Annotated in this window: 21 protein-coding genes; 19 read left to right on the top strand and 2 right to left on the bottom strand. The window is 42.0% G+C overall.

Annotated elements, in window-relative coordinates:
• Positions 1-22 precede the first annotated feature (22 nt).
• The 8 genes from rpsU (at position 23) to recO (ending at position 6779) form a co-directional block, all read left to right on the top strand.
• Complete coding sequence (rpsU, locus tag FFR60_RS11320) at positions 23-199, top strand: 30S ribosomal protein S21 (protein ID WP_002356740.1); 177 nt, start codon at positions 23-25, stop codon at positions 197-199.
• Between the two features lie 21 nt (positions 200-220).
• Positions 221-667, top strand: a complete 447-nt coding sequence (locus FFR60_RS11315; protein ID WP_088931823.1) for a GatB/YqeY domain-containing protein — start codon at positions 221-223, stop codon at positions 665-667.
• Positions 668-881: 214 nt separating this feature from the next.
• The gene (locus tag FFR60_RS11310) at positions 882-1802 is read left to right on the top strand and encodes a PhoH family protein (protein ID WP_171004923.1); all 921 of its coding nucleotides are present in this window, start codon (positions 882-884) and stop codon (positions 1800-1802) included.
• A gap of 15 nt (positions 1803-1817) precedes the next feature.
• Positions 1818-4022 carry an HD family phosphohydrolase gene (locus FFR60_RS11305; RefSeq protein ID WP_088931824.1) on the top strand — a complete coding sequence of 735 codons (2205 nt, stop codon included), beginning with the start codon at positions 1818-1820 and terminating at the stop codon, positions 4020-4022.
• Positions 4022-4495, top strand: coding sequence for an rRNA maturation RNase YbeY (ybeY, locus tag FFR60_RS11300; RefSeq protein WP_137664251.1), 474 nt, complete (start codon positions 4022-4024; stop codon positions 4493-4495). The genes FFR60_RS11305 and ybeY overlap by 1 nt, the downstream gene beginning before the upstream one ends.
• A complete protein-coding gene (locus tag FFR60_RS11295) occupies positions 4473-4877 on the top strand; it encodes a diacylglycerol kinase family protein (RefSeq protein WP_088931826.1) in 405 nt (134 codons plus the stop codon). Before ybeY ends, FFR60_RS11295 begins: the two co-directional genes overlap by 23 nt.
• 28 nt (positions 4878-4905) lie before the next feature.
• On the top strand, positions 4906-5805 hold the full coding sequence (gene era, locus FFR60_RS11290; RefSeq protein WP_088931827.1) for a GTPase Era: 900 nt from the start codon (positions 4906-4908) through the stop codon (positions 5803-5805).
• A gap of 194 nt (positions 5806-5999) precedes the next feature.
• Complete coding sequence (gene recO, locus FFR60_RS11285; RefSeq protein WP_137664250.1) at positions 6000-6779, top strand: DNA repair protein RecO; 780 nt, start codon at positions 6000-6002, stop codon at positions 6777-6779.
• A gap of 27 nt (positions 6780-6806) precedes the next feature.
• On the opposite strand, the gene FFR60_RS11280 is transcribed toward recO, so the two are convergent.
• A complete protein-coding gene (locus FFR60_RS11280; RefSeq protein ID WP_137664249.1) occupies positions 6807-7181 on the bottom strand; it encodes a hypothetical protein in 375 nt (124 codons plus the stop codon).
• Between the two features lie 2 nt (positions 7182-7183).
• Positions 7184-7585: a hypothetical protein gene (locus tag FFR60_RS11275; RefSeq protein WP_137664248.1), complete on the bottom strand. Its 402-nt coding sequence runs from the start codon at positions 7583-7585 to the stop codon at positions 7184-7186.
• Positions 7586-7909: 324 nt separating this feature from the next.
• Here FFR60_RS11275 and hisG point away from each other — a divergent pair, with 324 nt between their 5' ends.
• The 11 genes from hisG to glyS all read left to right on the top strand — a co-directional run bounded on the left by hisG (position 7910) and on the right by glyS (position 20364).
• On the top strand, positions 7910-9469 hold the full coding sequence (gene hisG, locus FFR60_RS11270; RefSeq protein WP_137664247.1) for an ATP phosphoribosyltransferase: 1560 nt from the start codon (positions 7910-7912) through the stop codon (positions 9467-9469).
• A complete protein-coding gene (gene hisD / locus FFR60_RS11265) occupies positions 9466-10746 on the top strand; it encodes a histidinol dehydrogenase (protein ID WP_137664246.1) in 1281 nt (426 codons plus the stop codon). The genes hisG and hisD overlap by 4 nt, the downstream gene beginning before the upstream one ends.
• A complete protein-coding gene (gene hisC / locus FFR60_RS11260; protein ID WP_137664245.1) occupies positions 10743-11801 on the top strand; it encodes a histidinol-phosphate transaminase in 1059 nt (352 codons plus the stop codon). Before hisD ends, hisC begins: the two co-directional genes overlap by 4 nt.
• Positions 11798-12391, top strand: a complete 594-nt coding sequence (gene hisB / locus FFR60_RS11255) for an imidazoleglycerol-phosphate dehydratase HisB (protein ID WP_137664244.1) — start codon at positions 11798-11800, stop codon at positions 12389-12391. Before hisC ends, hisB begins: the two co-directional genes overlap by 4 nt.
• 88 nt (positions 12392-12479) lie before the next feature.
• Positions 12480-13106, top strand: coding sequence for an imidazole glycerol phosphate synthase subunit HisH (gene hisH / locus FFR60_RS11250; RefSeq protein WP_137664243.1), 627 nt, complete (start codon positions 12480-12482; stop codon positions 13104-13106).
• On the top strand, positions 13103-13822 hold the full coding sequence (gene hisA / locus FFR60_RS11245; protein WP_137664242.1) for a 1-(5-phosphoribosyl)-5-[(5-phosphoribosylamino)methylideneamino]imidazole-4-carboxamide isomerase: 720 nt from the start codon (positions 13103-13105) through the stop codon (positions 13820-13822). Before hisH ends, hisA begins: the two co-directional genes overlap by 4 nt.
• Positions 13819-14577: an imidazole glycerol phosphate synthase subunit HisF gene (hisF, locus tag FFR60_RS11240; RefSeq protein WP_137664241.1), complete on the top strand. Its 759-nt coding sequence runs from the start codon at positions 13819-13821 to the stop codon at positions 14575-14577. Before hisA ends, hisF begins: the two co-directional genes overlap by 4 nt.
• A 71-nt stretch (positions 14578-14648) precedes the next feature.
• Positions 14649-15281, top strand: a complete 633-nt coding sequence (gene hisIE / locus FFR60_RS11235) for a bifunctional phosphoribosyl-AMP cyclohydrolase/phosphoribosyl-ATP diphosphatase HisIE (protein WP_137664240.1) — start codon at positions 14649-14651, stop codon at positions 15279-15281.
• Positions 15282-15341: 60 nt separating this feature from the next.
• Positions 15342-16169 carry a histidinol-phosphatase gene (locus FFR60_RS11230; RefSeq protein ID WP_137664239.1) on the top strand — a complete coding sequence of 276 codons (828 nt, stop codon included), beginning with the start codon at positions 15342-15344 and terminating at the stop codon, positions 16167-16169.
• 1227 nt (positions 16170-17396) lie between these two features.
• Positions 17397-18284, top strand: coding sequence for a glycine--tRNA ligase subunit alpha (gene glyQ, locus FFR60_RS11225; RefSeq protein ID WP_088931839.1), 888 nt, complete (start codon positions 17397-17399; stop codon positions 18282-18284).
• Between the two features lies 1 nt (position 18285).
• Positions 18286-20364 (top strand): glycine--tRNA ligase subunit beta, encoded by a 2079-nt coding sequence (gene glyS / locus FFR60_RS11220; protein WP_137664238.1) that lies wholly within the window; start codon positions 18286-18288, stop codon positions 20362-20364.
• The last annotated feature ends 21 nt before the right edge of the window (positions 20365-20385 follow it).

Raw genomic sequence — 20385 nt, 5'->3', positions numbered from 1 at the left:
AGCCCGGAGGGAGGGAATTTATATGTCAAAAACAGTGGTTCGTAAAAATGAATCTCTTGACGATGCTCTTCGTCGCTTCAAACGTTCCGTTTCAAAAGCAGGGACTCTGCAAGAATCTCGCAAACGTGAATTTTATGAGAAACCAAGTGTGAAACGTAAGAAAAAATCAGAAGCAGCTAGAAAACGTAAGAAATTCTAGTCTGTCAACGGAGTGATTCTATTGTCACTACTTACTACCTTGAATGAAGACATGAAGCAAGCGATGCGAGCAAAAGATAAAGAGACTTTGCAAGTGATCCGGATGCTTAAAGCTTCGATTCAAAATGAGCAGATTAAAAAAGGTCAGGATTTGAATGACGAAGAAGAATTGACTGTATTATCTCGCGAGATGAAACAACGTCGTGATTCTCTAACCGAGTTTGAAAAAGCTGATCGCACCGATTTGGCTGATAAGGTCAAAAAGGAAATCGTAATTGTCGAAAAATATTTGCCGGCTCAACTTTCCGAAGATGAGATCCGCGCAATCGTTACAGAAGCAATTGCAGCAACAGGAGCGACTTCACCAAAGGAATTTGGTAAAGTAATGGGCGCAGTGATGCCGAAAGTCAAAGGTAAAGCCGATGGCAATCAGGTCAATGCGGTCGTCAAAGAGCTTCTAAACAATTAAGCAATAACGAAAGCCGAGAGATTTTTCTCTCGGCTTTTTTTTGACTCAAATAAACTCTTTCTTATGTTCTTTTTATCTAAAGTTTAGACAATTTTTCTTTTATTTAGAGTGTGGTATTATAAGAAGGAATGATTTATGAAGGGATGAGCGCTTGTTGAACAGCAACGATTTTGAGTCGTTAGAAATAAAGCTTGATGGCAAAGATGACATCAGTATGCTTTTAGGTACCCACGATAAACATGTAAAATTTTTAGAAGAGAATACCGAGACGACAATCAATACTCGCGGTGAGACGATCCAGATCATTGGACCGAAAGAAGAAGCTAAACTAGTGGGAGATATTATCCGGACACTGCAGATTTTGATTGATCGCGGGATCAAGGTGGCTACGCCGGATGTAATGACTGCATTGCGCTTAGGCCGAGAGAACCACTTAGATGAGTTTGTTATGATGTATGAAGAAGAATTGTTAAAGGATCGAAACGGCAAACCGATCCGGCCTAAAAATATTGGGCAAAGCCGGTACATAGCAGCGATTCGTAAGTCTGATGTAGTGTTTGGGGTTGGACCAGCCGGAACTGGGAAAACATATTTAGCGATCGTGATGGCCATTGCTGCGTTGAAAAAAGGCGAAGTACAACGCATTATTTTGACGCGCCCAGCAGTCGAAGCTGGTGAAAGCTTAGGCTTCTTACCAGGGGATTTGAAGGAAAAGGTTGATCCTTATTTGCGGCCGATGTACGATGCTTTGCATCAGATTTTTGGAGTGGAGCATACGAACCGTTTGTTGGAACGCGGAGTAATTGAAATTGCACCGCTTGCTTACATGCGGGGACGTACGTTGGATGATGCCTTTGTCATTTTAGATGAGGCTCAAAATACGACGATTTCACAAATGAAGATGTTTTTGACGCGTCTTGGCTTTAATTCCAAAATGATCGTCAATGGGGATACTTCTCAGGTGGACCTGCCGAGAGGACAAGTCAGCGGATTAATCCACGCGGAGAGAACGTTGCAAGGAATCAAGAAGATTCGCTTCGTGAACTTTGAAGCGGGAGATGTAGTAAGACATCCCGTTGTAGCAGAGATCATTGAAGCGTACGAACACGAGAACCTACGACATCAAGAAAAGTAGTCAGGAGGGAATTGGATGTTAAATCGACCCATCAATAACTTGCTGAAGAAGTTAGGTTCAAAATTTATACCGATTATTTTAGGTGTCTTTTCGCTTGTTTTGGTTTTGACGATGCTTTCTAGTGTCATCCAAAAAAGTGTGGACTATAAAGAAGGTCAAGTTGCGACCGAAAGTATTCGTGCAAATAAAACGATTGAAAATAAGGCTGAGACAACTCAAAAGCGGCAGCTTGCTGCAGAGGCAGTCACGCCTGAATATACGTATCAAGCCGATTTGGCACAAACACAGCATGATCGAATCAGCCAATTGATCACATTGATCCAAAAGGCTAATAACGATTTAGATAAAAATTATCAAACAAAAGTTTCTCAAGCCAAAGATGGTGAAAAAGTTCCTCAGCCGACAGTTGATGAGCGTGTTGCGGCAGTTAAAAAGAATTTTGAAGGTTTAGATCAAGATGCAGTGACTTTTTATCAGCAATTGCCTGAAGACTTTTATCAAGCGGCGGTTCAATTAAACGCAACAGAATTGACAAAAGTTGGAACTGAAAGTTTGAAATTATTAGATGAGCAGATGGTTAAGCGGATTCGACAAAGCGATCTGGCTGAATACAAGCAGCAGGCTGTTGATAAGATTCAAGGCTTAGGGTTATCTGAAGAGTCTAATCAAGTGATGCGTTACTTATTAGAAGTCGGAATCGTTATCAATGATTCCTTAAATCAAAAGCGGACAGATGAACTAAAAGAACAAGCTAGTGACTCTGTACAGCCAATAATGATATATCAAGGGGAAGTAATTGTTCGTGAAGGCAGTCAAATCGACGCTAATGCGATCAATAAGCTGAAATTGTTGGGGTTGACCAGCTCGAGCACGTCGATCTTTCCTATGATAGCGATGATTCTGGCGGCGGTTTTACAAGGTGTATTATTGTGGTTTTATAGTCGGCAGTTTGAAGTTGAGTTCCAGCGTGTGCGTTTCATACTATTTTATAGTGCAACGATGACGATTGGTGTCTTCATTATGAAAATAATGCAGGCGTTTCAAGGGACGTCTTCGAATAATTTAGCACTATTCTTTCCAGCGGCCTTTATGCCGTTGATCCTGACCGTTTTTGTTAATCGAAGAGCTGGAGCATTATCGGCTGTTTTCCAAACAGTCTTTGCTTTGTTCATTTATTATAATGCGATTGGGACAAACATGCTGCCAGTCATTTTGATGACGTATCTTTTTTCTGGCACGTTAGCGGTAATGGTTAAGCAAAAACGGCTATCCGATCAGGTGAAACAAGCGATGCTGTGGATCGTGGCGTTTCCGATTGCTTGGTCCTTTATCTTAAGTATTTACCAAGGAATGTCCTTTACCGATTCGCAAACATGGGGGCTGCTGCTTGGCGCTTTTGCGGCAAGTATCCTATCATTTATTATGGGAATGGGGCTTCAACCTTATATTGAAATTTTAGTTACAGATAGCGGTGTGATTACGTTAAATGAACTAAGTAATCCAAACCATCCGCTATTGAAGGAATTACTTGAAAAGGCACCCGGAACGTATCATCACTCGATGATGGTGGCTAATTTGAGTGCCAACGCTGTAGCGGAAATTGGCGGTCGTTCGTTATTAACTCGAGTAGCATGCTACTATCACGATATCGGTAAGATCCGTCATGCGAATTTCTTTGTGGAAAATCTGCCGACTGGTGCAGAAAATCCGCATAACTTTTTACTGCCAGAAGATAGTAAACAAATCATCTTCGGTCACGTTATCGAAGGTGCGAAGATTTTGAAGGAATATAAAATGCCTCAGATGGTGATCGATATTTGTTATCAGCATCATGGCACAACATTGATGAAATTCTTCTATTTTAAGGCAAAGGAACGCAATCCTGAAACGACGGAAGCGGAATTCCGCTATCCCGGACCTAAACCTCAGACCCGTGAAGCTGGTGTTGTGAACATCGCGGACAGCTGTGAAGCGGCAGTTAGGGCGATGGATCATCCTTCACTCGATAAGATTACTGAATTTGTTCATAATTTGATCGAAGAACGGATCAACGATGGTCAGCTAGATGATTCTGGATTGACCTTAAAAGAAATTCGAATCGTTGAAAAATCATTGATCAGCGGCTTGAGCTCGACCTTCCATTCACGGATCAAATATCCACGAATGCAGTCAGAGGCGGAAAAGATGAAAGAAGAGCAAGAGAAAAAAGGGGAAGAGTAATGGATATTACTTTTATTGACGAAACAGAGCAAGTCTCTGATGAAAAAATACAAGAAATCGATGGTGTCCTGCAATTTGCTGCCGATTATTTAGAACTGCCAAAGGATACAGAGATGTCTGTCACTTTTATGGACAATGCGGCGATCCAAGTCATTAACCGCGACTATCGCGGCAAAGACGCACCGACCGATGTAATCAGTTTTGCATTGGAAGAAGAAGGTGAGGATGAGGTTCCGATTATTATGGACGAGGAAGATCCGATGCCGCGCAATCTCGGCGATATTATGATCTCAACGGAACGTGCTCGTGAACAAGCAGAAGAATACGGGCATAGTTTTGATCGCGAATTAGGTTTTCTAGCCGTACATGGCTTTTTGCATATCAATGGGTACGACCATATGACACCTGAGGATGAAAAAGAGATGTTTGGTCTACAGAAAGAGATATTAGATGCCTATGGACTTAAAAGATAAAACAGAAAAAAATAAACATTTTATCACGTCTTTAGAATTTGCAATTCAAGGAATTAAGACGGTCTTTCAAGAGGAACGCAATATGCGTGCTCATGTGGTCTTTGGCCTGATGGCGATTCTTGTGGCGTTCTTATTGGGGGTATCCGTACTTGAATGGCTTTGGATTTTTCTAGCAGTCTTTTTAGTCTGGATCGTGGAAATTATCAATACGGTATTTGAAAATGTAGTTGATATGGTAACGGACTGCCATTTTCACCCAATCGGAAAAAAAATCAAAGATATGGCTGCCGGTGCAGTCCTAGTAACTTCGGTGTTTGCCGTTATCGTTGGTGTGATTATCTTTTTACCAAAAATTATTGAGCTTTTTCTTTTAGGAAAATGAGTGCTTAAGATTCAGAAAGGAATTTTTCATGTCAGAACATAAATCAGGATTTGTGGCAATTGTTGGTCGACCAAATGTTGGGAAATCAACGCTGCTAAATCGCATCGTGGGGCAAAAAATCGCCATTATGAGTGATAAAGCACAAACCACTAGAAATAAAATTCAGGGTGTTTATACGACACCAGAAGCCCAAATTGTCTTTATCGACACACCAGGGATTCATAAACCAAAGCATCGTTTAGGCGATTATATGGTGGAGATGGCTTACAGTGCATTAAGAGAAGTTGATTCGATTATTTTCATGATCAGCGCGGATCAAAAGCGCGGACGCGGTGATGACTTTATCTTAGAACGTTTAAGCAAACAAGAAGTCCCAGTCTACTTAGTAATCAACAAGATTGATACAATCCATCCCGATGAACTTTTGGCGATCATCGATGATTATCGTACGATTATGGAATTTAAAGAGATCATCCCAATCTCAGCGACTGAAGGCAATAATGTCGAGCATTTATTAGAAGTCTTAGTCGATCAAATGGATGAGGGACCACAATACTTCCCCGACGATCAAATTACGGATCATCCGGAATACTTTATCGTATCTGAATTGATTCGGGAAAAAGTCTTGAGCTTAACACGTGACGAAGTACCGCATTCTGTAGCTGTTGTAACGGAATCAATGAAGCGGGATGAAAATGACAAGGTTCATATCCAAGCAACGATTATTGTGGAACGGACAAGTCAAAAAGGCATTATCATCGGTAAAGGCGGTAAGATGCTGAAAAATATCGGCACCCAAGCCCGCAAAGATATCGAGACGCTTTTAGCGGATAAAGTTTATTTAGAGCTTTGGGTCAAGGTTCAAAAAGACTGGCGCGATAAACAAACGTATCTGCAGGATTACGGCTACCGCAAAGATGACTATTAGAAAAGAAACAAAGCTTCGCGATTCTTTCGTGAAGCTTTTTGTTAACAAGAGTTAGCTGCCAGTCGAACTTTTCGCTGAATTAAAGAGTGAGAAGTAGAATAAAAAGCAGTTATTGAACAAACACTATAGTTCGATGGGATTGTACGAAAAATGTAATCCTTAATAATGAGCTAGCTACATAGGAGGTGAGCTGCTTGGCACAAATTGGTGAAACAAAAGGAATCATCTTGTTTAGTCGAGATTATAAAGAAAAAGACAAGTTAATCAAAATCTTTACCGAATCTGCTGGTAAGGTGATGTTTTTTGCTAAGGGTATTCATCGGGCAAATAATCCATTACAGACAGCAGTTCAGCCATTTACCGAAGCGGTCTTTATCGGGAATTTAAAAACGGATGGTCTATCATTTTTGAATAGTGCAAAAGAAATTCATCCTTTGCGAAAACTTCAAGAGGATATTTTTTTGAATGCATATGGTTCTTATATTTTAGGATTGACTGATGCGGCGATCGAAGACCATGTGTATGATCCTGCTTTGTATGGATTTACGCGCGAGGCATTGCAGCGAATGAATGAGGGTGCCGATGGTGAAACGATCATGAATATCTTCGAAGTCCAGATTATGCAGCGCTTTGGTGTTTCACTGAATTGGCAGGCGTGTGGTGTATGCGGAAAGAAAACAGGGGCCTTTGATTTTTCATCGAAGTATAATGGCATTCTGTGTGAAGAGCATTGGCATTTGGATGAGCACCGCTATCATGCTGATCCACGGGCAATCTATTTTCTTCGGATGTTTAACAGCATTACTTATGAGAATATCAACACGATCAATTTGAAGCCTGAAACGAAAAAGGCGATCCGTCAAACGTTGGATCAATTGTATGAGGAATATATTGGTCTGCATCTAAAGAGTAAGAAGTTCATTGATCAAATGGGTGAATGGCAAGATGTGTTAAAACCAAGAGACAAAGAATAAACTGCAAAACCTTATCGGTGCTGTAGTTTATTTTTTTGTCTTTAATTTTTTACAAATGAACTGCCAGATAAGACTGCCGATGAAGGATAGGAACAGATAAATAAAGAGCATTTGCCCATTGATAGGGTTCTTGGAAATGACCACAGAAGCAAATGTACCAACAATAAAAAAGTAAGAGAAATAAAAAAGTCCTCGTGTCGTTGTGCTCAATCGAGTCTTAGATTCAATAGAGTAAGAAGTCAGTAGGAATAATAAAATATTGGCGATATTGAAGAAGGTTTCGAGTGACCAGCCGTCTGAATAGATGTCACGACCCCAATTAAACAAAAGGGAGCCGATCGCTATGATTAGAGCCAATAGAAGGTTATCGATTTTTGGATGATTAGGGCTTCGTTGATCCATTATTAGTGTTCTCCGATTCTTTTAGAAGTAAAGCTGCGGGCTAATATCCATGATATTCCACCTAAAAGGATAGAAAAAAAAGTCAGTAAGAGGAACGAAGTATAATCTACGATACTCTTTTCAATAAAGCTTGGAATCACTAAGTAAATAAAGGTGAAGAGAAAACAGAGTAAAAATTGTTGACCTGTTTTTTTAGAAAGTACAGAAGCAAGGTAACCAATAAACAGCGTACAAAATAGACTTAAAGTATCCTCAAAATTCGCCAGTATAGGTTGTTGTCTATATACATTAATAACTATTCGTGCAACGAGGATAATGGCAAACAGAAATAGTACATAAAAAAGAGGTTTTTTACTCAGAAATAAAACAAATTCACGGTTGATTCTTTTCAGTTTTTTTAACATCTTACTCTCCTCTGCGTAGTGATTTCCTAGTTGATCGTTAACTGTATCTAAAAGTATAGCAGAATTCTGTTCTAAAAATTTTTAAGAATCAGGGGAGATGGGGGATTTTTTTCTTTTCTGACTTTTACCAAAAAAGTGTATTCTTTCACAGATTACCATTGCATATTTATGATAAAATGATTAATATGTTTAGAAAACACTAATTTATTTTTCATTAAATTAATTAGAGAAGTTCCTGCTTTGAAGGTTCGCGCAACTGGCTGAATAGGAGCAGTTTTTAATTCTTTTTTGAAAAATAGTGATATTAAAACGAGGAGTGATAGTGTGGAAGAATTATGGGAAGTACTGAGACCCGAAGAACAGATCGAATTGAAGTTAAGAAAGTTGTATACTCAGCATCATTTTCACCCTTATCACTTAAATAACTTTGAAGAATATGGCAATTATCAGCAAAGCTATAATTTTTTGCGGAGTTCTTCCATTATTACTTTTACAGGAAATGATGGACGCACAATGGCATTGAAACCGGATGTGACGTTGTCGATCGCTAAAAATACGCCGGCTGGAGAAGCGCGGAAAGTTTATTATGTAGAAGATGTGTATCGTCATGATCGTCAAGCGGGCGAGTATCAAAAAATCTATCAAATCGGTTTAGAGATCATTGATGAGATCACATGGGAAGATCAACTGGAAGTGTTGAAGCTGGCTTGGGAGAGTTTGGCTCAGGTTGGTGAAGGAACTTTGGATCTTTCGCATATGGGAATTTTAAACGGTATTTGTGATCGTTTTCCAGAAGAGGATCGCCAAAAAGTTTTGGACTGTTTGCGGGATAAGAGTTCTCATGGGATGGATGAGCTTACCGCTAAGGCGGGGTTGTCACAGGAAGAGTCGGAAAACTTAGCAAAATTGGTTCGGTTATCCGGTGATTTTGAGACGAAGTATCAGCGGGCAAAAGTTTTGTTGGCTGATTATCCGAAGGCACAAGCGGGGTTAGAAGAATTAAAACAGCTGTATAAAGCATTGCAGGAAGAAAATCTATCTGAAAAAATTCGTCTGCGTCTTGATTTTTCAATTGTAAATGATGCGGATTACTATAGTGGGCTTTTATTCCAAGGCTTCATTAAGGAAGCACGGGAGACGATTCTTTATGGCGGACGCTATGATCGCTTAATGAGTCGCCAAGGAAAGGATCAAGGAGCGATCGGTTTCGGGATGAAGCTGAATCACGTTGGTCAAAAGCTTCCAGTTGATTCAGAAAGTTTGGAATACTTGAATGTTGCTTTGCCTAAAGGACGGATGGGTGACGCGGTTTATGAGTTATTCACTAAAGCTGGTGTAGCAGCGGAAGGTGTTTTTGAAGAAAATCGCAAGCTGATTTTTTGTGATGAAGAAAATAAGCTGCGCTTCTTCTTAGTGAAGCCTAGTGATGTAGCGATCTACGTGGAGCACGGTGCTGCTGATATCGGTGTGGTAGGTAAAGATATTTTATTGGAGAGCAAAGCTGAAGTCATTGAATTTCTTGATTTGCATATGGGTGAATGTCGTTTAGCAGTGGCGGCTCACAATGATTTTGAAGAGGATTTTTCTCGACCACTACGAGTATCGACAAAATATCCGCAAATCACCCGCGAGTTTTATGAAGGTTTGGGTCGTTCGGTAGAATTGATCCATTTGCATGGTTCCATCGAATTGGCCCCTTTGTTAGGCTTGTCGGATGTGATCGTCGATATTGTCGAAACAGGCACTACCTTAAAAGAAAATGATTTGAAGGTAATTCAAGACATCGCGCCGTCTTCGGCCCGCTTGATTATCAATCATGCAACGTGGCGCTTTAAACAAGAGCGAATTCAAAAGGTGATCGAGAAGGTGAGGAAGCAGCTATGAGAGTTTATTCAACCAAAAAGGATCAATTAGCCGATATTTTAGCACGAAAGTATTCTGAGACCGCGGATGTTTCTGCTGTTGTAACCAAAATTATTGAGCGCGTACAAACAGATGGTGATCAGGCGCTTTATCAATTAATAGAAGAAATCGATCATGTCAAGCTGGATTCCTTAGCGGTCAGCCAGACTGAAATCGATGCAGCATTGAAGGCTGTCGCACCAGAATTGTTAACAGTAATCGAGCAGGCGAAGGAAAATATTTTGGCCTTTCACCAAAAACAAGTTCGTCAGGGATTTGTTTCCACTGAGGAAAGCGGCGTTGTAACGGGGCAGCGGATTATTCCTTTAGCTCGAGTGGGTGTTTATGTACCCGGCGGAACCGCGGCCTATCCTAGTACGGTCTTGATGGATGTGCTGCCAGCCAAAATCGCTGGAGTCAAAAAAATCGTCATGATCACACCAACGGACAGTGAAGGAAATGTTCCTGCTGCGATCTTAGCTGCGGCTTCGATTGCTGGAGTGGATGAGATTTATAAAGTTGGCGGAGCTCACGGAGTTGCCGCACTTGCATACGGAACAGAGACGATTCCTAAAGTAGATAAAATCGTAGGACCGGGAAATATTTATGTAGCGACTGCTAAAAAGATGGTCTACGGAACAGTGGATATCGACATGATCGCAGGGCCAAGCGATGTTCTGATCGTGGCGGATCACAGTGCCAATCCGCGCTGGATCGCTGCTGATCTGCTGGCACAGGCAGAGCATGATAAATTAGCTCAAGCCACTCTTGTGACAACAGAGGAATCCTTGATTGAAAAAGTTCAGGCAGAAGTAGCACAGCAATTAGCCGAGTTGCCGCGAGAAGAAATTGCGGCAGCCGCTATCGAAAACAATGGCAAAATTATTTTGGTTAAAGATTTAGCCGAGGCCATCTCAATCGCTAACCAAATTGCACCGGAGCATCTTGAACTATCGGTTGCAGAGCCGTTTGCTTTATTAGGAAAAGTTGAAAATGCCGGCAGTGTCTTTTTGGGGCATCATACACCAGAAGTTTTAGGAGATTATTTTGCAGGACCGAACCATACCTTGCCGACAGAAGGCACAGCCCGCTTCTATTCACCGCTGTCTGTGGATGATTTTATTAAGAAGAGCAGTTACCTCTATTACACAGAAGAAGCGATGAAAGCAGTAGGTCCCGCAGTGGAGCTCTTTGCGGAGACAGAAGATCTGATGGGACACGCGCGGTCAATGAAAGTACGAAGAGGTGAAGATGCATGACATTTTTAAATCAAAAATATCAGGATTTGACTCCTTATACACCAGGCGAACAAGTGGATGAACAGGAATACATCAAATTAAATACCAATGAAAGTCCTTATCCGCCAGCACCGGGCGTGGAGGCAGCAGTGGCGGAAGCTTCGAAAAAATTGAATCGATATTCGGATATTGCCGTTGAGGTTGTGGCAAAGCCTTTAGCTCAATATTTAGGAGTGAAGCAAGACCAGCTGTTTCTAGGCAATGGCAGCGATGAAGTATTATCGTACGTTTTTCAAGGCTTTACGGAAAAAGGCATCGCGTTTCCTGATGTGACTTATGGCTTTTATCAAGTCTATAGCGGACTCTATCAAGTCGATGCAACAGTTGTTCCATTGAAAGAAGATTTTTCACTGGAATTAGCGAAGTATGAGGAATTAAAGGGCACGGTGATTTTTGCAAATCCTAATGCACCGACAGGAATCTATCTGCCGCAAGAAGAAATTTGCGACTTTTTAAAACGTCATCCCGACCGCTTAGTGGTAGTGGATGAGGCGTATATCGATTTTGGCGGAAAATCAATGGTCTCTTTGATCGATCAATATAAAAATTTATTAGTCGTCGGCACCTTTTCAAAATCCCGCCAATTGGCCGGGGCACGTTTAGGCTTTGGTGTCGGAAATACTGAATTGATCGCGGATTTGAACCGTTTGCGTTTTAGTCTGAATCCATACAACGTCAATAGCTTGACGCAAGCAGCAGGCGGCGCTGTGCTGCAGGAGCAGGAGTATGTGGATCAAAAGATTCAAGAGACGATCAATGTCCGAGAATGGAGCAAGCAGGAGCTGACTAAGCTAGGGTTTGAGCAAACGGACAGCCAAGGAAATTTCTTATTCGCGAAGCATCCGAAAATAGCTGGGGAAAAATTATTCACGGCTTTAAGGGAAAAGAAAATTTTGGCACGCTGGTTTAACCAGCCCCGAACGAAGGATTATTTACGAATCACTGTAGGGACACAGGAACAAATGGAACAATTAGTGGCTGCTCTGAAAACTATATTAGAAGAGGTGGAAGCATGAGAAAAGCGGAAGTGACACGCAATACATCCGAAACAAAGATTCAGCTGAGTTTGACAGTCGATGGGACAGGACAACAAACGATCAAGACCGGAGTAGGCTTTTTAGATCACATGCTGGAGCTTTTCGTTCGCCATGGACGTTTTGATATTGATTTGGTTTGTGATGGAGATATTGAGGTGGATGCTCATCATACTACTGAGGACATCGCGATTGCCATCGGTCGGGCCTTTTCTGACTGTTTAGGTGATCGTCGGGGAATCAAACGTTATGGCAGCTTTTTATTACCGATGGATGAAGCGCTGGTCATGACGGCTATCGATATCAGCGGCCGCGGTATGGCGGTGGTTGAGCTGGATATTCCCACGGAAAAAATCGGACAGCAGTTTGATACTGAATTAGTGGAGGAGTTTTTCATTGCCTTTGCTCGTGAGTTAGGGGCTACGATTCATTTACACCAAATCGCTGGTAAAAATAGTCACCATATTGTGGAAGCCTGCTTCAAAGGCTTTGGCCGTGCATTAGGTGAAGCGGTGGCGATCAATCAGCTTGCTCCAGACGAGATTCCATCAACAAAAGGCACGATAAATTAGGTTGGTTCTGCTTTTGTAATGAGAATCAATTTTATTTTTCCTTAGAAAAATAATTACTATAAAACGAAGTAGATGGAGGAGGTCAGCTATGCTAGCAATTATTGATTATGGTGTCGGGAATCTATTCAGCTTGTCGCGCTCGCTGGAATATCTCGGCGTGGAATGCCAAGTTACACGCTCGTTAGATGAGTTGAAGTCCGCGGACCGGATTATCTTACCGGGCGTCGGGGCGTTTGGCGACGCACGAAAAAAGCTGGAGGAATTATCACTAGTCGAACCGATTCAGGAGTTGGCGGCTTCCGGCAAACCCTTTTTAGGAATTTGTTTAGGAATGCAGCTCCTATTTGATAAAAGCGAGGAATTCGGTGATCATCCCGGACTTGGGCTGGTTCCCGGGCGAATCGTTTCGATGCGGGAAGCCTTCGATCAAGCGAATATTGATCTAAAAGTCCCGCAGATCGGCTGGAATAAGTTAGACGTGAAAAAAACAGGTAGTCCGTTGGTAAAATCATTAGGTGAAAATGATTTTGTTTATTATGTCCACAGTTACTACGCGACGGATTGTCAGGAACACTTAGTTGCAGACAGCGAATATGGGATCTCAATTCCAGGCATTGTGCAAAATAAAAATGTTTTTGGGACTCAGTTCCATCCAGAAAAAAGCGGCGAGGTTGGCTTGAACATCTTAAAAGCATTTACGGAGGTGCCGGTATGAAAATTTTTCCCGCAATCGACTTGTTAGACCAGAAAGTGGTTCGGCTGTATCAGGGCGATTATGATCAAAAAGAAGTATTTGGCGACGATCCTGTGGCTTTTGCGCAATCCTTTGAAAAAGCGGGCGCGAAGTATTTGCATCTCGTAGACCTAGATGGTGCCAAGGCTGGCAAGCTGCACTATTTTGGAATTGCCAAAAAAATCGTTGAGAATACGAATCTATTTGTAGAAGTTGGCGGCGGTATTCGTGATGAGGAAACCATCGAGCATTGCTTATCAGCAGGTGTCGATCGTGTGATTCTTGGTACGATCGCTCAAAAGGACCCCGACTTCACACAAGCCATGCTGAAAAAATATGGCAGCAAGATCGCCATTGGTGTCGATGCCAAGGATGAAAAAGTCGCAGTAGAAGGCTGGCTGGAAAAAACTGAGACGGATGCGTTTGAATTTTGTCAGCAATTAGCTGCTTGGGGCGCGAAAACAATCATCTTTACTGAAATTTCCCGTGATGGGACCGGCGAAGGCATCAATTTACCGTTGTATCAAAAGCTGAATCAACTAGACGTTGAGATCGTGGCATCTGGCGGCGTGGCAACGTTGGAAGATATCGAAGGGTTAAAAGAATTAGGTATTTCCGGTGCGATTGTCGGCAAATCATTATACAGCGGCAGCTTGAAACTGGAAGATGTTCTGACAGCTGGAGGTGACGACCAATGATCGCAAAACGAATCGTTCCTTGTTTAGATGTTCGTGATGGACGCGTGGTTAAGGGTGTGAATTTTGCTGGTCTGAAAGATGTCAATGATCCGGTGACTTTGGCTCGTTTTTACAATGAGCAGGGTGCAGATGAATTGGTCTTTTATGATATTACGGCATCGGCGGAAGAACGCGGCTTGTTTACTGATATTTTGAAGGGGGTTGCCTCAGAGGTGTTTATCCCTTTGACGGTCGGCGGCGGCATCAATGAAGTTTCTGATTTTGAACGAGTTTTGAATTGCGGCGCGGATAAAGTCAGTGTAAATTCCGGCGCGATTCGCCGTCCTCAGCTGATCGAAGAAGGGGCGAAGCGCTATGGCAGTCAGTGTGTTGTTTTGTCAGTAGATATTCGTCGTGTTGGTGAAGAGTGGCATGTTTTTGCCAAAGGCGGGCGTGAAGATACCGGCTTAGAAGCACTGGACTGGATTCGTCAGGGAGAACAATTAGGCGCTGGCGAGCTTGTTATCAACAGTATGGATACCGATGGTGTGAAGCAAGGCTTTGATTTGGAGTTGTTAAAAGCTGTCAGTGAGATCACGACACTGCCGATCGTGGCATCTGGCGGTGCTGGAAAAAGTGAAGATTTCATTGATTTGTTCCAACTGCCGAAAATCGAAGCAGGATTAGCGGCATCGATCTTCCATTATGGGGAAGTAAAGATACCGGATCTGAAAAAACAATTGATGGCGGCAGATATTCCTGTCCGTATCGTATAGGATTCAGTTTTTCTTTACGCTTTAGCGTGATTAGAAAAATGGTTCCATTATTATGAATAAGAAGGTGCAGCATGACAAAGTTGAAATTTGACGATCAGGGATTGATCCCGGTGATCGTACAGGATGCCGAAACCAATGAAGTTCTGACATTGGCATATATGAATCAAGAAAGTTATGAATTGACTTTGAAGGATCAATTGATGACCTTCTATTCTCGCAGCCGCAAGGAATTATGGCGTAAAGGCGAAACTAGCGGGAATTATCAACATCTTGTGTCATTAAAATTGGATTGTGATCAGGATGCGTTAGTTGCGAAGGTAAAAAAAGATGGTCCGGCTTGCCACACTGGTGCGGAAAGTTGCTTTAACGAAACTTTATTCGGAGAAGATGCGCAAGCAACAATCGATACCTTATATGAATTGGTTAAGGGACGCAAAGAAGCACCGCAAGAAGGCAGCTATACGAGCTATCTATTTGAAAAAGGTGTCGAAAAAATCTTGAAGAAGGTCGGCGAAGAATCGACTGAAGTAGTGATCGGTGCTATGAAGGAAGATCGCAGTGAAACCGTTTATGAAATTTCTGATTTAGCGTATCATGTTCTTGTATTGATGGTGGAGATGGGGATCGATTTGGCCGAAGTACGCCAAGAACTAGCGAACCGTCATGTGGTCGATAAAAAAGTGAAGCAAGAACGGATGCAATAAGAAGAGTCGATTTATTTTTAGAAAAATGATCACCCTGAAACGAATTAGGAGGAATCAGCGATGTTTTATTCAAATGCCCACACTCACAGCACATGGTGCGATGGAAAAGATACCTTGGAAGATATGGCGCAAGCAGCGATTGATCTAGGATTTACGGATTTGGGTTTTACCTGTCATTCACCAGCACTTTTTGATCCTAGTTGTCCTGGGGTGAAAAATGAAGTAGCTTATCAAGCGGCTTTGCGGGAATTAAAGGAAAAATTAGCAGGGCAATTAAACATCAGCATAGGACTTGAGTGGGATTATTACAGTGCCGATCCGATTGACGGCTATGATTATACTGTAGGCTCAGTTCATTATTTTCCGCCGCGTCAAGGCATTTTTCGCAGTGTCGATGAAAGTCCGGAAAGTCTAATGAAGACTTTGGATGAGTGGTATCAGGGAGATAAGCTGCAGATGGTACGCGATTTTTATGATACAGTGGTGCGGCACATTCATCAGAATCATTCAAAGATCGTCGGTCATTTTGACTTGATCACGAAATTTAATGAAAAAAATCCTTGGTTGGATGAAGACAGCGGAGAATATCAGGCGATCGCTTTGAAGGCGCTGAATGATGTTGTCGATATTATTCAAACCTATGATGGCATGGTGGAGATCAATACTGGCGCGATTTCTCGTAACTGGCGTACGACGCCTTATCCGAATCCATTTTTGCTGAAGCAGTTGAAGAAGCGGGACTGTCCAGTGATCATTACAAGTGATAGTCATGAGACGACCACGCTGACCTGTCATTTTCCAGAGACCGTTGAATTATTAAAATCTCTCGGTTTTACAGAAACGATGCAATTGAAGGATGGTATTTTTCAGCCGATTCCTTTTAGCTAGCTCATTTTTAAGGAGTTTATTTTTCCAAAAGCAGAAAAATAAATCCATTTTCGTACGCATACGATTCCGCTAAACGACTTATCTGTAAGATTGATCTAATGTATTAATCAAACATCTTATACTATAAAAACTGTGAAAAGCGTAACTCGTATAACAGAAAGATTTGACAAAAGGGGTTCGGTGTCGCTATTATAGAACCAAGTTGAATAGGTGCGATGATCAAATTTAGAAATTTGTGGAAATCACAGCGAGTTTGGGCCGGTGGAAGCCAAGCAGGGAAACAAATTTTGTTGGCGTTTGTGAGCACGTTTAGTTAAAGCTGCCAAGCAATTGCTTGGAAGTAGGGTGGAACCGCGTTGATACGTCCCTATGCCGATTATTCTTTTCGGCATGGGGACGTTTTTTTGTCAGTCCAACTTTTCGCAGTTTTGTTTGAGATGAGAAGGGTAAAAATTTTTTTCTTTACTTCGGGACAAGCGGTTTAGTTGGATGATATGTCGACGAAGATAAGGATAAATTTTGCAAAAAATTTATAATCCTTAAGTTCTTAAGTCGACTGCGAGTTCTGCTCCATACTTTCAGTGCGGGTTAGTGGAATCGTATGCGAAACGACGATGGAGATATTTTTCAAGTTTTTTTGAAAAATGTGTCCTTAATGCCAAGATAGCTGTCAGTCCAACTTTTCGCAGTTTTGTTTAAGATGAGAAGGTTAAAAAGGAATTTTTTCTTTACTTCGGGACAAGCTGTTTAGTTGGATGATATGTCGACGATGATAAGGATAAATTTTGCAAAAAATTTATGATCCTTAAGTTTTTAAGTCGACTGCGAGTTCTGCTCCATACTTTCAGTGCGGGTTAGTGGAATCGTATGCGTGGTGAGGATCGGGTTCATTTTTCACGTTTTTCGAAAAATGAATACCTTTGAATGAGTTAGCTGTCAGTCCAACTTTTCGCAGTTTCGTATCAGCTGAGAAGTTTAATAGATTTTTTGTATTGAACATTGTGACAAATGGTTTAGTTGGATGATATGTCGACGAAGATAAGGATAAATTTTGCAAAAAATTTATGATCCTTAAGTTCTTAAGTCGACTGCGAGTTCTGCTCCTTATTTTCAGTTTGATTAGTGGAATCGCCTCAAAATGTGCTAGCTGCCCTGCAAGCTTCCAGTTTTACTTAGTTATGAAGGACACCAGTAAAAAATTACATAAAAACAACAGGAGGAAAAAGAATGAGCAAATTAACTGTGCAAGAAATGATTTTGACGTTACAAAAATTTTGGTCAGATAATGGCTGTCTGCTGATGCAGGCGTATGATACGGAAAAAGGAGCGGGAACGATGAGTCCGTATACTTTTTTACGAGCAATCGGACCGGAACCATGGAGTGCCGCTTACGTGGAGCCTTCACGTCGTCCGGCTGATGGACGTTACGGTGAAAATCCAAACCGTCTGTATCAACATCATCAGTTCCAAGTGGTGATGAAGCCTTCACCAAAAAACATCCAGGAATTGTATTTAGACAGCTTGCGTTTATTGGGAATTGATCCATTAGAGCACGACATTCGTTTCGTAGAGGACAACTGGGAAAATCCTTCAATGGGTTGTGCCGGTGTTGGTTGGGAAGTTTGGCTAGATGGGATGGAGATCACCCAGTTCACGTATTTCCAACAGGTCGGCGGATTGCAATGTCATCCAGTAACTTCTGAATTAACTTACGGATTGGAACGCTTGGCTTCCTATATCCAAGAAGTGGACAGTGTCTACGATTTGGAATGGAGTGCCGGTGTTAAATACGGTGAAATCTTCAAACAGCCGGAATATGAACATTCAAAATATTCCTTTGAAGAAAGCGATCAAGCAATGCTGCTAGACAATTTTGAAAAATTTGAAAAAGAAGCGAAGCGCTGTATCGATGAGAATCTCGTGCATCCAGCGTATGATTATATTTTAAAATGCAGCCATACGTTTAATTTACTAGACGCACGCGGGGCTGTTTCAGTAACAGAACGTGCCGGCTACTTGGCGCGAATCCGCAACATGGCTCGCTCTGTTGCGAAAATTTTCGTAGCTGAACGGGAAAAACTAGGCTTCCCATTATTGAATCAGGAGGGCAAATAAGATGGCGAAAAATCTACTATTAGAAATCGGTTTAGAAGAAATGCCAGCCCACGTGGTTTGGCCAAGTATCAAACAATTAGAAGAAAAAGTCTCAAAATTTTTAGCAGAAAACAGCTTAACCTTCGAATCAATCGAAACCTTCTCAACACCTCGTCGGTTAGCGATTCGGGTGACCAATATTCCAGATCGCCAAGATGACGTCCAAGAAGAAGTTAAAGGTCCAGCGAAGAAAATCGCATTGGACGCTGAAGGCAACTGGAGTAAAGCGGCGGAAGGATTTGTTCGCGGACAAGGCCTAACAACAGACGCGATTACTTTCCGTGAGCTAAATGGTGTGGAATATGTGTATGTGACAAAATACATTCATGGAAAAGAAAGCAAGGAAGTTTTAACCGGACTGTTAGATGTAGTGAAGAGCATGAACTTCCCAACTATGATGCATTGGGGCAACACGATGTTCGAATACATTCGTCCGATTCACTGGATTGTTGCTTTGCTGGATGAAGAAGTGATTCCATTTGAATTGTTGGATGTTACGACTGGCCGGACAACAGAGGGGCATCGTTTCCTAGGCGACCAAGTTGAACTAGCTGATCCAAGTGAATACGAAGCGAAGCTGGAAGAACAATTCGTGATCGCGGATGCTCATAAACGTCAACAAATGATCAAGGAGCAAATCGCAGAAATCGCTGAAAAAAATAGCTGGGTGATCGAGCTTGATCCTGATTTACTAGAGGAAGTAACGAATTTAGTGGAATATCCGACGGCGTTTGTCGGTGATTTTGAAGAACGCTTTTTATCCATCCCAGAAGAAGTCTTGGTTACTTCTATGAAGGAACACCAACGCTACTTTGAAGTACGCAACCAAGCAGGCAGGCTGCTGCCGCACTTTATCTCTGTTCGTAACGGAAACAGCGTGAAGCTGGATAATGTCGTTAAAGGAAACCAAAAAGTTTTAGCGGCACGTTTAGAAGATGGCGAGTTCTTCTTTGAAGAAGATAAGAAATTATCGATCGAAGACTGCGTTGAAAAACTAAAAAATGTTACCTTCCATGAAAAAATCGGCAGCATGTATAAAAAAATGCAGCGGGTTGGCTTGATCAGTCAAGTGATTGGCGGACAAGTGGAATTGAGTGACGAAGAACTCGCTGACTTGAAACGTGCGTCTGAAATCTACAAATTTGATTTAGTGACGAACATGGTCGGGGAATTTCCTGAATTGCAAGGAATCATGGGTGAAAAATATGCCCTATTGAAAGGTGAAAAACCCGCTGTTGCTACAGCGATCCGTGAGCATTACCTGCCGATCTCATCTGAGGGTGAATTGCCTAAAACAGCGATTGGTGCTGTTCTAGCGATTGCCGACAAGATTGACAGCGTACTAGGCTTCTTCGCGGTAGGCATGATCCCAAGCGGCTCAAATGACCCTTACGCATTGCGTCGTCAAACTTACGGGATCGTACGAATCGTCGAAGCACAAGGCTGGACCTTCCCATTCACCGACATGCAAGGAGCGATCGTGGATGCAATCAACGAGGATGTCTTAGATTACGGGATTCATTTCAATCGCGACCAAAAAGAATTTATCGAATTCTTCAAAGGCCGGATGCGACAACGTCTGCAAATGTACAATGTCCGTCACGATATCATCGATGCGGTATTGGATTCTCACCAAGGTGATTTGGTCAAAGTCTTCAAGACAGCGCAAATCTTTGATCAGCATTTGACCGATGACCACTTTAAAGAAGCGATGGAAGCATTGACTCGTGTCATCAACTTGACGAAGAAGATGGACCCAACAACGATCAACTTCAAAGTCGATCCTAAGCTGTTTGAAAACGACAGCGAAAAGGAATTATACGCTGCAGCCAAAGAAGCTGAAGATGAATTTGCGAACCAAAGCATGGCCGAGAATTATCAAACCTTGACGAATCTGCGTCCAATAATCGAACGTTACTTCAATGAAACGATGATCATGGTAGACGATGAAAAAGTTCGTGATAACCGTTTGAATCAATTGGCGATCATTGCGCGGATGGCGAATGCTTTAGCAAGTATTGATAAGATCATTACAAAATAGAAGAAAGCCTTCGAGTGCAAT

Origin of the sequence: Enterococcus hulanensis, assembly GCF_005405485.1 — a bacterium.
Lineage (GTDB): Bacteria > Bacillota > Bacilli > Lactobacillales > Enterococcaceae > Enterococcus_A > Enterococcus_A hulanensis.
The sequence above is the reverse complement of the archived record's forward strand: the minus strand, read 5'-3'. Positions and strand labels throughout refer to the sequence as shown.

What these genes read in the sequence shown, in the direction of transcription:
- rpsU (WP_002356740.1), top strand. Translation starts at nt 23, where the DNA reads ATGTCAAAAACAGTGGTTCGTAAAAATGAATCTCTTGACGATGCTCTT.
- FFR60_RS11310 (WP_171004923.1), top strand. Translation starts at nt 882, where the DNA reads ATGCTTTTAGGTACCCACGATAAACATGTAAAATTTTTAGAAGAGAAT.
- FFR60_RS11305 (WP_088931824.1), top strand. Translation starts at nt 1,818, where the DNA reads ATGTTAAATCGACCCATCAATAACTTGCTGAAGAAGTTAGGTTCAAAA.
- ybeY (WP_137664251.1), top strand. Translation starts at nt 4,022, where the DNA reads ATGGATATTACTTTTATTGACGAAACAGAGCAAGTCTCTGATGAAAAA.
- FFR60_RS11295 (WP_088931826.1), top strand. Translation starts at nt 4,473, where the DNA reads ATGCCTATGGACTTAAAAGATAAAACAGAAAAAAATAAACATTTTATC.
- era (WP_088931827.1), top strand. Translation starts at nt 4,906, where the DNA reads ATGTCAGAACATAAATCAGGATTTGTGGCAATTGTTGGTCGACCAAAT.
- FFR60_RS11280 (WP_137664249.1), bottom strand. Translation starts at nt 7,181, where the DNA reads ATGGATCAACGAAGCCCTAATCATCCAAAAATCGATAACCTTCTATTG.
- FFR60_RS11275 (WP_137664248.1), bottom strand. Translation starts at nt 7,585, where the DNA reads ATGTTAAAAAAACTGAAAAGAATCAACCGTGAATTTGTTTTATTTCTG.
- hisD (WP_137664246.1), top strand. Translation starts at nt 9,466, where the DNA reads ATGAGAGTTTATTCAACCAAAAAGGATCAATTAGCCGATATTTTAGCA.
- hisC (WP_137664245.1), top strand. Translation starts at nt 10,743, where the DNA reads ATGACATTTTTAAATCAAAAATATCAGGATTTGACTCCTTATACACCA.
- hisB (WP_137664244.1), top strand. Translation starts at nt 11,798, where the DNA reads ATGAGAAAAGCGGAAGTGACACGCAATACATCCGAAACAAAGATTCAG.
- hisH (WP_137664243.1), top strand. Translation starts at nt 12,480, where the DNA reads ATGCTAGCAATTATTGATTATGGTGTCGGGAATCTATTCAGCTTGTCG.
- hisA (WP_137664242.1), top strand. Translation starts at nt 13,103, where the DNA reads ATGAAAATTTTTCCCGCAATCGACTTGTTAGACCAGAAAGTGGTTCGG.
- hisF (WP_137664241.1), top strand. Translation starts at nt 13,819, where the DNA reads ATGATCGCAAAACGAATCGTTCCTTGTTTAGATGTTCGTGATGGACGC.
- hisIE (WP_137664240.1), top strand. Translation starts at nt 14,649, where the DNA reads ATGACAAAGTTGAAATTTGACGATCAGGGATTGATCCCGGTGATCGTA.
- FFR60_RS11230 (WP_137664239.1), top strand. Translation starts at nt 15,342, where the DNA reads ATGTTTTATTCAAATGCCCACACTCACAGCACATGGTGCGATGGAAAA.
- glyQ (WP_088931839.1), top strand. Translation starts at nt 17,397, where the DNA reads ATGAGCAAATTAACTGTGCAAGAAATGATTTTGACGTTACAAAAATTT.
- glyS (WP_137664238.1), top strand. Translation starts at nt 18,286, where the DNA reads ATGGCGAAAAATCTACTATTAGAAATCGGTTTAGAAGAAATGCCAGCC.